The sequence below is a fragment of the Macellibacteroides fermentans genome (assembly GCF_013409575.1).
GTDB lineage: Bacteria > Bacteroidota > Bacteroidia > Bacteroidales > Tannerellaceae > Macellibacteroides > Macellibacteroides fermentans.
On record NZ_JACCCY010000001.1, the window covers coordinates 828089 to 842815 of the forward strand.

The 14727-nt window shown below is 39.2% G+C and carries 11 protein-coding genes; 4 read left to right on the forward strand and 7 right to left on the reverse strand.

Annotated features, from left to right (window positions below; genetic code table 11):
- The 4 genes from F5613_RS03495 to F5613_RS03510 form a co-directional block, all read right to left on the reverse strand.
- Complete coding sequence (locus tag F5613_RS03495) at positions 1-1413, reverse strand: TolC family protein (protein ID WP_246303347.1); 1413 nt, start codon at positions 1411-1413, stop codon at positions 1-3.
- A 76-nt stretch (positions 1414-1489) separates the two neighbouring features.
- Positions 1490-4561 (reverse strand): efflux RND transporter permease subunit, encoded by a 3072-nt coding sequence (locus F5613_RS03500; protein WP_179398696.1) that lies wholly within the window; start codon positions 4559-4561, stop codon positions 1490-1492.
- Positions 4558-5616 (reverse strand): efflux RND transporter periplasmic adaptor subunit, encoded by a 1059-nt coding sequence (locus F5613_RS03505; RefSeq protein WP_179398697.1) that lies wholly within the window; start codon positions 5614-5616, stop codon positions 4558-4560. The genes F5613_RS03500 and F5613_RS03505 overlap by 4 nt, the downstream gene beginning before the upstream one ends.
- 120 nt (positions 5617-5736) lie before the next feature.
- Positions 5737-6882 (reverse strand): 6-bladed beta-propeller, encoded by a 1146-nt coding sequence (locus F5613_RS03510; RefSeq protein WP_179398698.1) that lies wholly within the window; start codon positions 6880-6882, stop codon positions 5737-5739.
- A gap of 676 nt (positions 6883-7558) precedes the next feature.
- Here F5613_RS03510 and F5613_RS03515 point away from each other — a divergent pair.
- The 4 genes from F5613_RS03515 (at position 7559) to F5613_RS16630 (ending at position 11096) form a co-directional block, all read left to right on the forward strand.
- Entirely contained in the window at positions 7559-8611 is a 1053-nt protein-coding gene (locus tag F5613_RS03515; protein ID WP_179398699.1) for a winged helix-turn-helix domain-containing protein, read from the forward strand.
- A 438-nt stretch (positions 8612-9049) separates the two neighbouring features.
- Positions 9050-9349 carry a transposase gene (locus F5613_RS03520; RefSeq protein WP_068187385.1) on the forward strand — a complete coding sequence of 100 codons (300 nt, stop codon included), beginning with the start codon at positions 9050-9052 and terminating at the stop codon, positions 9347-9349.
- On the forward strand, positions 9346-10167 hold the full coding sequence (locus F5613_RS03525) for an IS3 family transposase (RefSeq protein WP_068187386.1): 822 nt from the start codon (positions 9346-9348) through the stop codon (positions 10165-10167). The genes F5613_RS03520 and F5613_RS03525 overlap by 4 nt, the downstream gene beginning before the upstream one ends.
- Before the next feature lie 185 nt (positions 10168-10352).
- Entirely contained in the window at positions 10353-11096 is a 744-nt protein-coding gene (locus tag F5613_RS16630; RefSeq protein WP_179398700.1) for a winged helix-turn-helix domain-containing protein, read from the forward strand.
- A 57-nt stretch (positions 11097-11153) separates the two neighbouring features.
- Here F5613_RS16630 and F5613_RS03535 read toward each other — a convergent pair whose 3' ends face one another.
- From F5613_RS03535 to istA, 3 genes are read right to left on the reverse strand one after another with little or no spacing between them, the layout of a single operon-like run.
- Positions 11154-12248 (reverse strand): 6-bladed beta-propeller, encoded by a 1095-nt coding sequence (locus F5613_RS03535; RefSeq protein WP_179398701.1) that lies wholly within the window; start codon positions 12246-12248, stop codon positions 11154-11156.
- Positions 12249-12284: 36 nt separating this feature from the next.
- Entirely contained in the window at positions 12285-13058 is a 774-nt protein-coding gene (gene istB, locus F5613_RS03540; protein ID WP_179398589.1) for an IS21-like element helper ATPase IstB, read from the reverse strand.
- Between the two features lie 2 nt (positions 13059-13060).
- Entirely contained in the window at positions 13061-14590 is a 1530-nt protein-coding gene (istA, locus tag F5613_RS16490; RefSeq protein ID WP_179398702.1) for an IS21 family transposase, read from the reverse strand.
- Positions 14591-14727: the final 137 nt, after the last annotated feature.

The following is a 14727-nucleotide window of genomic DNA, read 5'->3' on the forward strand; positions in this document are numbered from 1 at the left end:
TTACAAGCCATGTTTAAAATCAAACTCAGACGATAAAGAAACACCCGTCTCAAAGTCGTGCAAAGTAAGTTTCCGTATTTTGTAATAGCTTAGCCAGTAGTTCTGCAAAGCCGAAATATAATTACGTTGCGCCTCCTGCTGGCGGTTATGCGACAGGGTAAGACTATTTATATCAGCCTTTCCGATCATAAAACGCTGCCTTGTCTGTGCATAAGCCATTTGCGCCAGATCCAGCGCCTCTTCGGCACTAACAATCATGGACTGCTGCGTATTAAAGTCGCTCACCGTCATAATCACATCCTCTTCCAACGAAAGAGAGCCCTGTTCGGAAGAGATCTTCACAACATTCAGGTTATTCTGCGCCATGTTTTTCTTTCCTTTACGTACACCCCAGTCCACCAAAGGAATCGAAACTGAAACAGACACCACATCCTGTTGCAATAAGTCGCGATACACCTGGTTGAACTTATCCGAAACCTGGTTAAAGCCGATACTCGCACTCACCGATGCATTGAACATCGCCTCTTTTTTCGTCTTGTCCAACACCTGCTCCGCCTCCAGAACCTGCTGACGAAGCGAAAGAAAAGAAGGATTATTCTCCCGGGCCAAAGCCAAGGCCTCGTCGACCGACACTTTCACCTGCATCGGTTTACCCGGCAAACGTAATCGTATCTCCGTATTCTTCTCAAAACCCAGAAAAGAGGCCAGGCTGAACATCGCCCTTTGCAAAGCAATCTGGGCATTCTGCAACGTATTGCGCGCATTTACCGCATCCAGACGTAATGTAAGCAAGTCAGCCTGACTGATTGCAGCAATTTCATGACGCCTCTTACCGGTAATATACAACGTATCCGTACTAGCCACATTCTCTTTTGCCAGATCATATTCCGCCTGAGCCATGGCCAGTACAAAGAAATGGTTGGTCACCTGTTCGCTTACCCCCTCCATATTATAAATAAACTCCTTCTTCACCTTCTCATACTTAAGAGGCTCAATCTTGCGCGACCATTTAAACGGATTATATCCCAGTAAACTCTGCCTGTATCCCAAACGCACTGGCACAGAAGTAAACTGACTATAGGTATTATCGCCAAAATTCCGGATATACCCCAAGTCGGAATCCAAAAAGAAAGTACCTCCAAACAAGTCGAAATTCTGTTTCATCTCCAGACTCCCACCCGCATAGTAAGACTGCTGCTTACGATATACATCCAGGTCACTCTCCGAATCATACCTACGGGTAATATCTCTGTAATACTGTGCCGGCGTAAGATCAAGCGTAAGACTTGGCAATCTGCCAGCCTGGTATGTGCGATACTCCCAATAACCCGAAAGAAACAGATTCTTCATTCTGAAAGCCTCCAGCGAACTATCCGCAGCCAACGCAATAGCCTTATCCAATGTAAGCTCCATCTGCGCTCTACCCAGAAAAGGACAAAGCAAGAGCACAGCAATCACTCCTATTTTATAATTATATCTATTCATACCCTTATGCTTTTACAATTTCCTTTTTTCTGTATATCAACCAATAAACCATCGGAATAACCAGCAAACTGATCGCTGTACCCACCACCATCGCCGATATCATGGCGATAGCCAGCGGCTTCTGCAACTCACTCCCCATATCGAAGGAGAACAACAAAGGCACCATTCCGAAAACGGTTGTCAAGCTGGTCATCACAATCGGTCGTAGTCTGCGGTGCCCCGCCTCGTGAATAGCCTCCAACAACGGTACCCCCTCCTTACGCAACTCATTCATTGCATCAATTTTAAGGATAGAGTCATTAATAATTATCCCGCAAGTAACCACTATACCGATTGCACTCATCAGATTCAGGGTATGCCCCGTTATCCACAAGATAAGCAACGCCGCAGCCACGTCGATGGGAATCTCGGCCAATACAATCAGCGGTTGCAGGAAACTCTCAAACTGAGCAGCCAGAATAAAGTACATCAACAAAATAGACAACATTAAGATCAGCACCAATTCGCGCAACATCTTTGCATTGGAAAAGAAAGCGCCCGAAAAAGCCACATCCCATTTGTTCGTTCTTGCCACCTCATCGCGGGCCCCCGTCATCAAAGCCTCCGCATCATCCACTTTATAGAAACTCAACGGAACGAACTCTCCGTTCTTCCCCGAAGTAATTGCTTTAAGATCCTCCCCATGCGAAACCGTAACCAACTCGCGTAAAGGAACGGGAGTCGGAGCCCCGTTCCCATCCTTCGGTTGTGTATAAACAAGCGTATTCTCCAATACCTCATTCACTGTACGCTCTTTATCGGTAACTGTAATTGGTAAATACTGCTGAAACGAACGCAACATAGCCACCTGATTGGCTCGGAAAGCCGTTTTCAAAACCCTGTAAACCTCACTATATGGCACTTGATACAGCAGCAACTTTTCCTGATCAACAGCAATATTCAGTTGATTGTCGAATGCCACACCCGAAGGATTCAATCCCGTAGCATCCGCAATCCCTTGTTCAATCAGCCGGATCGAATCGGCTTTCGGAGCCAGCGCTTTATTGCGGGCATACAATTCGGCTACCACATCCGCTTCGCCGGTTACGAACAATTTCTCAAAAACTGTTTCGGGAGGCGAAAAGGCAACAACAGCCGTAGGATAATTCTGTTTAATCCATTTAGAGATACGCTTTTGCAACGGATCGATCTCTTTCGGATCGGATGTACGGAAATACACCTCAGCCTCAGTTGCAGACAATTCTTTATCCCGGTTCAGCAAAAATTGCTGTCTACCAATATAAGCCGTATGTTCCGCCCCCATACTATCCACCTGATTGCAAAGAGCTTCAACCCTTGCCCTATTTTCGTCCAAATGAATATTTTCATTCCATTCCACCCGCATGATAAGTTCATTCTGATCAATTTCGGGCATACGACTCGTAGGGATCTGATAAAAACAAAACACACACAACGGTATGGTAAGCACCAAAGCCAACACATTGCTTCTTTTGTGTCTGAATACAAAATCAATACCCTTATCGTACCATGCCCGTAACCTGTTATTGCCTGAATCGTGCCCCCATTGTTTGGCTAACCAGCCACGGTTTCCATGCATATAGACCAGTTTATATAGTACAGGCAACAATCCGATTCCGGTAAAATAACTCACCATCAAGCCTACAGTAACTGCAAAAGCCTGATCATAGAAAATTGCACCGGCAATTCCACTCATAAACACCAGAGGAACAAAAACCGCAATGGTGGTAAGTGTGGAGCTGAGCATCGGCGTAATAACCTCCGTTGTACCCAGGTCACATGCCCTCTCCAACGTTTCACCCCGGGCACGATACTGGGCAATATTTTCGGTAACAACAATCGAACTGTCTATCATCATACCCAGTGCCAGAATCAGGCCCGAAAGCGAGATTATGTTGAGCGACATATTAAAAAGATAGAAAAATAGCAGGCTGATAACCATGCTAACCACCATACTCAAGCCAATTACTGCCGGACTTTTAACATCCCCTAAAAAGAGTACAGCTACAATACAGATAAATACAAATCCCAGAGAAAGATTCTGTTTAAGGTTTGAGATCGTATAGTCCAGCAACTCCGTCTGATTTCGCGAAATACTAAATTCAATATCCGGATAAATACCTGCAAAATAATCCATAGTTTCTTGCAAAGCCTCCTTCATATTATCCATATTCTCGTCGGCCTGCTTTATTACAGCCAGTGTTACAGCCCGCTTTCCGGCCGACAAAGAAGCACCTGCCGACTTCTCCGGAATGATGGAAATCTTAGACAAGTCCTTCAGCTGGAATATCCGTCCCCCCTTTCGCAGGTATATATTCCTGACATCCTCCTCCGTACGAAGCAATGTCGAAAATTTAATATTATATTCGTAATAGCCATCACGCACCGTCATACTACCCGGTTCGATATTGTTGGCCGTCAACGCCATCTCAATATCTTCCTGGGTTATACCCGCCATCTCCATCATTGCACGGTCCGGAACAATCTGCAGCTCACGCCCCACCTGCCCCGTCATATCCACCATCGCCACTTCCGGAAGCTGTTCGATACGACGCTTAATTACGGTTTCGGCAAATTCACTCAAATTAAGAAATGCCTCCTCATCCTGCTCACCACCTTTATCCGAACGAAGCGTCAGGTTCAGACAAAACACCGGAATATCCGTAGCACTTGCTTTTACCACCCGCGGACGTTCCGCATCGCGCGGAAGATAATTCATCGCCGCGTCAATCTTTTCATTCACTTCAATAAACGCCAGTTCCGTATTCGTTCCAAAGTCGAAGCTCAGACGAATAATCCCCGAACCGTCGCGCGCTTCACTCTTGATGTCACGCAATCCGGACAACTGCATCAGCTGTAGCCGGATCGGCTTTACAATTGTATTCTCAAGCTCGCGGGCCGACCTGTTCTCGCCCGCCACCTGCACCGTTATTTCGGGAATGGCGATATCGGGCAGCAAACTCACCGGCAACGAAAAATAGGTAGCCAGGCCCAAGATAAAACAAGCCGTAAAGGCCATCAGCACCGCGATAGGCCGTTGTAATAAGAATTTAATCATAGTACAGATACAGGAGCCTCATGGGCCAGGTTTATATTTCCGCTCACAATCACCACGTCACCCTCTTTTAATCCATCTTCCACCGTATAACTATCCACATTTTCCAGTCCGGTAGTTACGTAATTCCACATTGCTTTGCCCTTTTCGAGCGTGAAAACAACTTGTTTTCCCGAACGCAATACCACTGCCTCTTTAGGAACCACCAGCTTTTTACCAAGCAATCGCTGGATACGCACACGTACATTCATCCCCTCAAACAATTTGCCACCACCCGAAACCGCAGCCTTCACCTTAACCATACCATCGGCGTTTACAAGCGGATTAATCTCGGAGATACGACCCTCCACTTCGGCATCCGGAGCAGAAAAAGGAGAAACACGTACCCTGTCGCCCAACTTTATTAAAGCCAGCTCACTTTCCAGTACGGTAAAATCCGCCTCCAAACTCTGATTATCTATTACGGTACAAAAAGCTTCCTGTGGAGAAGCCGTATTAAGGGCCCTGGTAAATAAATTGGCAACTATACCATCAAACGGAGCAGTGAGTACAGCATGCTGCTCTTCGAACAAAGTAAGATCGTAATCGATACGAGCCTTATCGTAGCCACTTTTAACGCGGGCCAACTGCATGGTAGCCACAGGGACTTTGGCAGAGTCGGCCAAGGCATACCCCTGACCAATCAGAACATCCTGCAATTCCAGGCGAGCTCTTGACAAAGCATCCCTCGCCGCTTCGGTCCGCCGGTGCAAACGAAACTTATCCAATTCACCCAGCTTTTGCCCCTTTTGTACCCGGTCGCCATTCTTTACATATACGGCAGCAATGGTTTCAGCGGACTGAAACTTCAACTCCACCTGCCTGCGGGCAGACAACTTTCCGTTACTAAGCAATTCATGATCAAATTGAGACGGCAAAAGATTAATTACCGTTACCACATTCTTTTCGTCGGGAAGCACTGTTTGTACAGCTTCGTCATCCACAGATTTCTTTTCGCCGCTGCCACAAGCCATTGTACCTAAAAGAAAGAAAGCAAAAACCAGATAAGTGTGTTTCATATATTTTTTAGTTTCATTGGATAAACAAAGCATGCTGAACTCCAAATATAATTATTAATTCACTAAACAATCTATTCTAATCAATAATTTAATATAAATTACCATTCATAATACTCCTGTCTACTTCTTCACTTTATAGAACATCAAAACTGGATTACTATCCTCACTAATTTCTTGTAATTCTTTTGGGAAAACACTGGCGTCAATTGACAACTTTTCCAGAATAGTCATTGGAGATACAAGTGAAAAGAAGCAGTCCTGATAAACTCCAACAACAGGATAAAATACAGGAAGCTCTTTTACCGGATTATTCGACACCTTATTTCCAGCATAAATTATTTTATTCTTTTTCAAATCATAAAATACAGTCTGATAAAAACCGCTTTTCGAAAACCAGAAATATAAAATATCATCACACTGATAAAGATTGGTTATACCAAAGGAATAATCATTTTTAACCAGCTCTATGGGTTGAATCCTATCTTTTAACAACTCATCAGGTAGAGGATTTGGTAATTCAATATTTAAATATGGTATTAATTTATTGGGAACGAGACGATAAACCATAGTATCAAACCTTTTATTGTATAATAAGCTGCCATTATTATAGAAAAAAGGATGGCCCTCACCATAGTTCATACTATAATTTGAAATTTCATCATGCTCAAAAAATCTATTATCTATTTTATTCCCAATCGTAGAATAAAGAAGAGAATAATGCAACTCTTTATTGTCTGGATAATTAAAGTGGTCAGGGTTGTCAAAAAAGAAAACGCCATTAACAGATGCCATGCCCATGGGAGCAAACGTTGAAGTTGAGAGCGACGATAAAAATTGCCCGTCATTTAAATTATAAATATTAAGTTGACGTTTTCCGCTATCATATGCTATTAATTGATTGGATACTTTATTTATTGTAAAGTCCAGTAGGCTGAAAAACTCTTTGGGACCACCACCTTTATTATTGATCTGATATTCAATCTCTCCTTTCATATTATAACACACTATTTTAGGCGTGTCATCTAATACAAAAACTCTTTCATCATCAACAATAATCCGTTTAACACCACCCAACGGCTCATCATTTGCCAAAACGACAAAAGAACTCATTTCAAGCAATTGATTTACATTTCTAAATGCAGTATCTGCCAACTCTATTTTAATCGTTCGCAATTCATTCATCACTTCAACCACATCCTTTTCCGTATGTTTCCCTTTACAAGAAAGCATACAGAATAAAAGAACAACAAAGAAAATTCTTTTCATATTATTTCAGTTTTCTATTTAATTCAATATTATTCCAAATATTAATATACAATCATCAAATGATTCCCTGAGTTTTCAAAATTAATTAAAAAATGGCAACATACAATAGAAATTCAAATAAACGACCTGACATGTTGTTAACTAAGAATTAATGTCAGGCTAAAGTTATTTTAATCTCAACTATTTTATATCTTCTCCCAATAACATTATTATTTCCTTTCATTTTGAACAAGTGTACGGGACGGAGCCTTATACTCAGATATTCGAAAAAGCATCCGTCCCTCACTCTGTTCGTTACCGAACGATCCCGGTAATGGTTAAGATGATAAGGAAAATCACACTATTAATAAATTACAATTATAATCCGTAAGAAATCGCCTTATTACGGCATATATATTGAATGGTTAATGTAGTTAGCATAAGGCTGAACATAAAGCTTGTTTAATTTTTTTCATTTGTTTTGACGTTATGTAAATATTCGTTTAATACAATCATTATTCGTTTACGACTTTAAAAGTATATTTCATAATTGTATAATAGCCATTTTGGCGATGACAATTTGGTGATATTTTAACATTGTCATTAATGACATTTTAATGACATAGAAAATGATAGAGCCATTGCACTATTCATTAATTATTTATATTTTTGTACTTTAATAATTAACATATAACTAATGCTGACACCAATGATAAAAAAAACCATAATACTTTTATTCATTCTAATTACAAGCCTCATTTGTTGGCATTTCATTCTATTGAACTATAAGAAAGTGGTAGAGGCTAATAGGGAAAAAGTGGTCGAAGCTTTTAATAGATCTATCGAAACAGATTGGAAATCAAGATTAAAGCAATTAAATATACCCTATGTAATTTTATCAAATCAGAAAGGGGATTCAGAATATGCGACAATACAGGAAGAAGGCAAACCAACAATTAGAATAAAGAAAACCGAACGGATGAAAAAGCTGTCCAATTCTGAAAAGATGAATAATTCATTTCAAACGTTTCTTTATTCTACCAATCCTATAAAAATTGAAACGCTTGACAGTATATTTCATAAAGAATTATCGGCCGAAATTCCAGATGTTAAAACAGCTATTTTGTATATCGACAATATGAATAAAGATACTTTATACAGCAGAAAAGATACGCTTAATGGTATATCAGTAATATCAACAAAAAGGTATGATTACGGGATTCTAAACGAAATATCTTTAAAGGCTTCAACTGAATTGCCTGTTCTATATATTTTATTTAACGAATCAATTGCTCTATTAACGATCATATCTATATGGCTTATATTAATTATTCCTTCAATAATCATATTAGTAAAAGATATAAAAAGAAAGGCAACCCAGTTGTGCAGCCCGGCTGTGAATACCTGTAATGGATCTAGTCACTGCATTACTATCAATAATGAACTCATATTGGATACAAGCTTATGCCAATTAGTTGGAAACAACAAATCCGGTCCATTAACAAAACAATCAATCCAATTACTGGCATTATTGCTTAATAGTCCTGACTATTTTCTTACATATCAAGAAATTATAAATCAGCTTTGGGGACCTATCGAAAACAAAGGCCAGGAAAGACTTACTCAGTCTATTAAACGGCTTAGAGAAAGTCTGGAAGAATTTCCTGAGATTATTATTGAGAATCTTAGAGGAGCAGGGTATCAACTTAAAATTGACAATAAAGACAACAATAGCAAAAATAAAGATTGAAAGCTATTAATATATTTATGCTCAATACCATAACTGACAAAACAAAATATGAGAAAAAAAAACACAATCATACTACTATTTATTATCATAACTCTTACGCTAGGGTATCTATTTTATCTTTCATTTATTTTCACAAAGAATAGATGTTGCAGAAAGATTGATCAATTATTTATTAAGACAATACAAATAGATCAGAATAAAAGAAACGAGGAAACTAATACAAGTTATAGCATTGGGTCTTCCATTGCAATAACCACCGATAAATCTGCATCGAATCAACGATCTTCATCAAAAAAATATATTATCAAAAATGATTACAAGACCGTCATTCCTAATCCAGACAGCTTAAAGCATATATATAATACTCCCCAAAACCTGGACCACTTGTGAAGTCGAATAAAAAGGGTTTAATTTGAATTAAAAAAGAGTATTTTAGAGATGGGGAAAAGAACACATTACACGGCCGAATTTAAGGCCAAGGTTGCTATTGCAGCCTTAAAGGAACAAGAAACGCTAAGTGAGTTGGTTCATCGCTTTGGAGTAAGTGCCATGACGATCAGTAAATGGAAACAAGAGTTTTTAAATGGCAGCAGCAAGGTTTTTGAGGGTGCTCGATCAGCTGAAAAAGAGGACAGTGAGGAGGAAATTCAAAAACTACATGCTACGATCGGCCGCCTGACCGTCGAACGGGATTTTTTAGCAGATGCCTGCAAGAGAGCCGGTCTAAAAAAGAAATGAGACAACTTGTAAATCCCAGGCATAAAGAGCTCAGCGTTCGTTCACAAACGGAATTATTGGAAATACCAAGAAGTACACTGTATTACAAACCGATAGGAGAAAGTCCTGAAAATTTGGAAATAATGCAAAAGATGGATAAGCACCATATTGAACATCCCACTTGTGGCGTGTTGGGGATGCAGGATATGCTTCGTTTAAATGGATTTCAGATAAACCACAAACGAATCCGACGATTGATGCGCTTGATGAATATCCGGGTCAAATATCCTCAAAAAAGCTTGAGTAATCCGGGTGCCCGCAAGTACATCCTCCCTTATCTGCTTCGGGGACTTGATATTGTAAAGACAAATCAGGTGTGGTCCATAGATATCAGTTACATTCCTATGAAACAGGGGTTTATGTATCTAACAGCCATCATGGATGTGCAAAGCCGCTACATTGTGGGCTGGAGCTTATCCAACACACTTGAGAAAAGTGTTTGCCTGGATCTGGTTGAAGAGTCGATCAGAAAGTATGGTGCACCGGAAATCATCAACTCCGACCAGGGTGTTCAATTTACCAATCCGTCTTGGATCGAAACGCTTAAAGAAAATGGTATTAAAATAAGCATGGATGGAAAAGGACGTGCCAAGGATAATATCTGGATTGAACGATTTTGGCGCACGATCAAACAAGAGTATGTATATTTGAATCCGTGTGATGACGGACTGGAGCTTTATAAGGGAATCAGGAAATATATGCAATATTACAACTACAACCGGGCGCATCAGGGGATAGGAAGACAAATTCCCGGTGTGGTGTATAAAACGGTTGCCTGAGCGTTCTTTTCTTTTAAATGCAAAGAAAAGGTATGCTCCGATTCTTGAAAGGCTAAAATGAACAACCCTTCGCTAAAGCTACGGGTTGGCCTTGCATGAATCTACTCATACCTTAAAAAAGCATTGAAAAGAAAAAAACGAATAAAAATATTAAAAGGCCTTCATATAGGTAAAAGGCTGATCAAGTGGTCGAAAAAGAGGGAGTACTATATATATATCAGACCCTTCTGTATCATATAAATCCAATTAAGGTTACTTCTCTAGACAGCATCTTTAATTCTCAATTAAAAAGCAACAAACTAAATGCAAAAACAGCCGTTAGATACACGGATAATATTACGCACAAGAGTATAGTTAGTTTAGACGATTCTTCATTTATTAAGACCGCTTATACTACAGGTATAATTAAGTATGGCGTTCATGGAGAAATATCTCTCGAAGCCTTTGTTGATCTGCCAGTATTGCTAGTGCTTAAAGCTGGGAAAGAGAAACTATTTTTTATCCTTATTTTATGGATTCTTACAGCAGTAGGGTTTATTTTAGGCACGAAAAAAACCAAACAAAGTCGTCTAACATTGAATCAAGACGCAGTAGTAAAGGCAGAAAAAACACTAATAGTTAATGAAAGTAACATTTACATTAACGATGCTATTTATTTAAATACCAATAAGTTTCTTTTAATTCGAAACGAGTCTACTATCCCTTTAACAGAATTATTATGCAAAGTACTTACTTTATTTTTGAAAAGACCAAATCAAATCATACCTTATGATGAAATTATCAATGAGATTTGGGGTGAAATTGAAGTAAAAGGACAAGAAAGACTTACTCAAACTATCAAGAGGCTACGAAACAATCTGGCTGACTGTCCGGAAATCACAATTGAAAACGTTAGAGGATACGGCTATAAACTCATTATCAAAGCTTAGATATTGAAAGTTTAACAATTGAAGGTTTAACAGACAATCATCAGGATTTATGTAGACTCATTGTTTTTTGAGATGATACCATACTATAAAAGGATTATCTTCATTTTTGAGTTGTTTCGTAATTTCGCAAGCTTTTTCACCAACCATTTTATACCATTCTGAAGAAGAATAATTATCTCTAATAGCTATAATATCACTAGGGAATACATAACTAACAAGAGTATTACCGTCTACACCAATAAAATTTGCAAATGGGAATATCGGTAGCAAGTCATTTACCATTATTGAACTTCTTGCTAATTTTTTATCTTTAAAAGAATAGAAACATCTAACTGCTTCATGTTGTTGAGTGTAAGAGAAATAAAGGACATCATTTGTAATTAAATATTCACCTAAAAAAAAGCTATATCTATCCTTAGCACTTTCATTCTTAAAATCATTCCAATTCTCTTTTAACAAATATTCTTCAGGTAATTGATGTTTACCAAAATTTAAATTTATTTTCAATGCATACTTACCATCGTTGAAAATTTCATATATTTTTCCACTAAATGATGGGTGACAGTACAACCTGTTGTTTATATCTACAAAATTATAGTCGTTAATAATACTCGTGTATTTATCACGTTCTCTGTAAAAACATCGTTCATTTATAACGAAATTACTATCTGTTTGAAATATAGAATAGTTTTCTATTGATGATAAATGTTGGTTATCTGCATCTTGTGTATAAAAAATGAAATTATTTTCTGAAACCTGTTTAAACCTTAAACATAAAAAAGGAAGTTTCTTCGAATATTGAAAATTACCGTCTAATGTATAATAATTAAAACGACTAGCAAATTGGTCATAAACAATAATAAGGCTGTCATTAACAATAAAGTCTGTTGGCTCTTGGTATTCTCCAGGTGCTTCACCAAATCTACCTATATCCGTTATAAACACGCCATTAATATTGAATTTCTTTAAAGATTTAGTTTTATATCTGTCCAATATATAAATATCATTTGATTTTGTTATCAATTTGTTTATTGAACCAATTAAAGCATTATCGCTGCTGGAAAGTTGTACAAAGGTTATAGAATCGACCCATGTGTATATAACAATTGAAAAGTATACCATATTCCAGTTGAAAAGTATACCAGTGCTCATTGTTTGCGAAGATAAAAAAAGTTATCTAAACGCAGGTTAGATTCTTTTATTTTTGATCCATTTTTGAGTTTCTTTCATTCTAAAAGAATCACCGTTCATATTTATTAGATATGCTTTATGGGTTAATCTATCTACCATTGCGGCCGTGAGGATTGGATCTCCGAAGATTTCTTTCCATCGATCGAAAGCCAGATTGGTAGTAATAATTGTTGCTTTTCGTCCAGTCCTTAAGGAAAGGTGATTGAACAAGGCTTCAGCACCATCTTTGTTAAAGGATACATAACCAAACTCATCACATATTACCAGATCGTATTTAATAAACTTCAACTCCAGCTGGTGCAGCGTTCTGGCCGAACGGCATTCCCGGATCTGAGTAAGCAACTGGGGGATGGAAGTAAACAACACATTATATCCCATTTTACATGCATTAATACCAAGGCCGATGGCTATATGGGTTTTTCCGGTTCCCGGATTGCCGGCAAGGACTATATTCTGAGCGTTTTTAATAAACTCAAGAGTTTCTAATTCAGGCAATACGATTCTTACATCATCGGGCAGTTCTTCCCGGTTCAATTCCTGCAGGTATTTATACTGAGGGAATCCGGCACGTTTAACATGAGCTTTTTTACGATTCTCTTCTCGATGTGCGTCTTCATTCTGAAGCAGGGTGAAGAGGAACTGTTCATAGCTCCAGGAGTGGCAAACAGCTTCCTGTGTGGTATCTTGCAATGTTTTGCGAATGGAAGGCAACTTCAGCGTTTTCGACAAGTCTGTTATTTGCTGCCTTAGGTTGGATTCATTTTCTTTCATTATTATACTATTTTAGAGTTGTTGTTCATCATCATAGACCACATGGATAATTGCTTGATGGCAAAATCTTCTATCTCGTCTTTTTGTTCATGCTTGTAAAGCGGAGGTGTTTGATTGAGCCTGTTATATAGCAAGGTTGTAATATGTGCTGCTGTAACTGTTTTGATTCCGGACTGTTCGGCTTCTTTGCCAGCAAGAGCGATTTCATCGTAAGAGATTGCATGTTCTTTTGCGAAGATAAGCAGGTCAACAAAAGACTTTCCATTATCCGTAAAGTACTTATAATACAGCTCTTTGATTGATTCCGGAGCTTGTGATAACGCAACAGAACCACTTAAAGCACCCGGTTTTCGCTTCAGTGTCTGTAGATAATGATTGAGATTGAGCGACCAGGTTGAATAATAAGAACGTTCATGTTCCGCCACAGGGGCATTGTCCATATATATCAGTAACTTTTCACTGAATATTTTAACCTCGACCATTCTGCCTACCAACGTGTCGGGTACAGAGTAATGGGAGGTATTCAATGTGATGGTAGACCATTTATCTACTTTGAGTTCTCGCCTTTCAAAACAACCCATTGGTGTTGTATAGGGTAACAGCGAGCGAAGATCTTCCTCCAGTTTTGGCCTGATATCTTCGGATGCGTTTAGCTTCCTGCAGGTCTGGTGCAGATGCTCCGTTGCCTGTTCTATGGTATCAAAAGTGTCTTTTAGGCAGAAGGCTTTGCGGCGCAAAACCTCCACCGTACGTTCCACATGTCCTTTTTCGTTTCCTCGTCTGACATTACAGAACCGGTATTTGAAGCCATAGAATGCCGTCATTCGAAGAAGAGCCTGGGTTGGTTCCTTTTCATTTCCGGCAAAAGAAGCTACGGCTACACGCATATTGTCGTATACAACTTCATGGGGAACACCTTTACATTCTTCAAAATAGTTGGCGTGAGATTCCATAAAGGCCAGCGTGTCTTGCCGGTGAAACAGATCCCCCCAACGGCCATTGCTGCTACATAAAGCAAATGCGGACATGTACAGTTTCTGCCAACGACCCGCTATGCAAAGCTTTACTTCCCCCCAATCGAACTCCGCCTTCTCACCCGGGATATAACCCTGTTTGATAAAGCTTTCCTTTTCTTTTTGACTGCTTTGGTTGCTGATATAACCACATACTGTAGAATAGGATATGTCATAACCTTTTTCCACTAGCAACTCATGTATATCTTGTTTGAACATACGCTGCTTATGACGCCCGGACCGTTTCTTAATTTCGTTTTCCTCCAGACAATGGTCTATAATACGGATGATATTCTCGGTAAGACGTCGTTTGGGACGATTTTCTGTTTTATAAATTGGGGGCGTTAATATATACGCCTCTATCCTGGATTTATCCCCTTCCTGTTCCTTCAGGGCTTTGGTATACTCATCCAGGATACGGTGAACCGTAATGCGGCTAAAACCTAGTCTGCGTGAAATTTCCCTTTCACTCAAACCCTCATAATTTCGTAATCTGATAATTTCTGATTTGTCTTTCATGCTAATCATTTTATCTCTGTGCTGGTTTTTACATCACAAAGAAATTAAACGTTATGGAAGTAGTGCTTAATCTTGATTAATTATGTCAGCACTTGATTCCGTTTCGGCTACGCCTGCACTCCATCAAGTGCTGACAT